This window comes from Bacteroidota bacterium, from assembly GCA_034723125.1.
Taxonomy (GTDB): domain Bacteria; phylum Bacteroidota; class Bacteroidia; order CAILMK01; family JAAYUY01; genus JAYEOP01.
In genome coordinates this window covers 1-2,830 of sequence record JAYEOP010000298.1, presented here as the reverse complement: position 1 = coordinate 2,830, position 2,830 = coordinate 1, and the positions used below count along the sequence as shown (strand labels likewise).

Annotated in this window: 1 protein-coding gene; it reads right to left on the bottom strand. The window is 31.3% G+C overall.

The window, feature by feature from the left end:
* Positions 1-2,680, bottom strand: a 2,680-nt coding sequence (locus U9R42_08150) for a PKD domain-containing protein (GenBank protein ID MEA3495991.1), incomplete at its 3' end; no start/stop codon positions are given.
* Between the last annotated feature and the right edge of the window lie 150 nt (positions 2,681-2,830).

Sequence of the window (2,830 nt, the reverse complement as noted above, 5' to 3'; positions counted from 1 at the left end):
TTTTTCCTTTATATTTTCCATCCCATGAATTATTAATGCTATGGCTTTCAAATACTTGTTCTCCCCAACGATTGAAAATTTGTATGTGAAGTTCTTCAATAGCTATTGTATAAATTATAAATTTATCGTTAAGACTGTCTCCGTTTGGGGTGAATGCGTTTGGTATCCAAATTACCGACTCAAAAGGCAGGCATATTTCATTGCTGATGCTTTGTTGATTGTTGCCTTCATTTTCAATAGCTCTGATACGATAACATTTTTCGTTCTTTTTAAAATCGTCTAAAAAATCATTATCTCTGAAAGTTTTGTTACCAATTTCTGCAATTGGCTCGTATTGGTTGTTGCTGTTTTTTATTTCTATAATGTATTTTTCAACACCTTTTTGCCACAACTCAAATGCTGTCCATCTAATAATGCTGTAATCGTTTTTGTGGGTTTTCCCGCTTAAAAGGATGTTTTTTAAAATCCTGCTTTCTTTTGTACTTCTGCCACAGCTATCCTCTGCGGTAATTTTGTAAGTGTAAACATTTTTATCAGCTTCAACATTATTGTCAAAATAAAAGCTGTCTTTTTGATTTGTCAGTTCAAAGAAATTGTTTTCATTTTCACTTTTGAAAATTTTATAATTTACAGCCACTTCATCTTTTTGCCAGCTTAGTTCTATTTCATTTTTTGGGTTTACCGTGGCTGTAAGGCTGTTAATTTCTTCTGTTCCGTCAAAACCTTTTATAAAATGTAACTGCATGGAATCATAATTCACACATCCTGTTGGTCCTGTGAGGGTTTGTTTTATCCAATAATTCCCGGATTGGTTAATTTCAAATTGAGGATTTTTGTTTGTATCCTGCCTGCCATCGCTAAGTTCATACAAATAATCCGATACCAATCCAAGTGATTTATCTGTAACTTTTAAAGTAAAGGGTGTACAATAATTTTTTTCATTTACCTCAAAGCCGGGTTTTGGTGCATCAATTATTTCGACTGCCTGAGTACGCAAAATTGTATCCGAACAAAAACCATTGCTGTAAATGAGTTTGACATCATAAATTCCTGTTTGTGTATAAATATGAGATGGATTTTGAAGCGTATCATAAGTACCGTCCCCGAAATCCCAAAACCAACTTTCGCCTTTTTGCGGATGCACCGTATCAGTTACCGTAGAATCAATAAAGCGGAAACCTACCCATTTACAGCCTGTGCTTTGTTCGTAACCAAAATTTGCCGTAGGTTTTTTAATAAACACTATGCTATCGGAATACCATTGTTTGTATCCGGCAGATGTTATGCCTTTTAGTTTTACAAAATATTTGCCTGAATATGGAAATTTATAATAGGCATTTATGCCCTTGAGTGAATCACCACCCTCAAAATACCATGTAAATTTTTTAAAAATGGAAGTATCGCTTAAATTAATAAAATTTGGCACTGAATCACATTTGCGGATATGCTTGAATTTGACTCGAATATACTGATAAAATACATTGGGGAAATGGTAGCCTGCACTTCGTTTTTTGTTTGATAATTTAACTTTATATTGTAATATTTCCTGATGACCTTCCTTATCAGGATTTTCAATAACCTGAACATATTGATACATATGTTGCCCTAAATATATTTTACCATTTGGAGCCAATTGAATTGCATGGACCATATCCCAATGTGGATATGGATTAGTATATAAAATAAACCTGCTTGCAGAAATATTATTAGCAAATCTTTTATACTTGTAGATTTCATTGCCTTTTCCTGATTCACCTCTACCGGTATTCGCAACATAAATTAAAGAATCATTCGGTGAAAAAGTAGCAGCATTATATACATAAGTAGGCATTAATCCAATTTCTTCATAATTTGATTCAATAATCTCTTTATGTAAAATTTTACCTTTTGAAATATCTATATCATAAAAACATAAAAAGGAAATATTGGTTGGAACTATTTTATTACTGTTTGAATCATAATATTTAGTTGCCAATATACGATTTCCTTCAGCCAAAAGTTTTCCATCATTTGATGGAAATAGGTTTATCATTACATGCAGAAGGTTTGCAGTATCAATATAATTATATGAATAAGGTTTATTAAAACTCTGTTTTTTTAAGGTATCAATTCCATTGTAACCAAATTTAATAAAAATAAATGTATCTGGATATTTACGGCTGACAATCCAGTAATCCTTTTCGTTTTTGTGTTTTATTGCTGTTATAGAATAATAAAAACCTGAGTCTATTAATATATTTTTTTTTATAACTTCTTTTTTTGAAATATCAATAACCGAATAAAACAAGCCAAAATAGGTTGTTGGTAAATCTTCAATTTTCTTCACATAATTCATGACGGTAAACAGGTAATAATGGTTTTCATCTGACTGTAAAAACAAGGAGCCTTTTGAGTTGTGGGTTACGCCATAAATACTATCTCCGTTTTTTATGACATTGTGGTTTTTATTATATATATCTTCACCGTCAGAATATAATACTAACCTGCCCAGACTATCACAAATGATAGCACAATTGCCAAGGCTTTCTATAGGAGGAGTTGTTGGTAACGGAAGCGGTGGCTCGTAATTGAAATCAAGGCTGTTTCCATATCCGAATATCCAGATATTATTTTGCTGTGCATTAGCATTACTTACACCAAGAATAATAAAAATTAGAAATATATATTTTAAAAAGCTCATAATTTTTGTTTAAAGAGGTTTCAATTTTTTTAGTTAATAAATAATTTTTGATTATAAAAATTTCCATTTTCAGTTATGATTCGGACTATATAAATTCCGGGTAACAAGGCGTTAACATCTATTTCCGTTTTGTTTGTACATTTGTTTTTA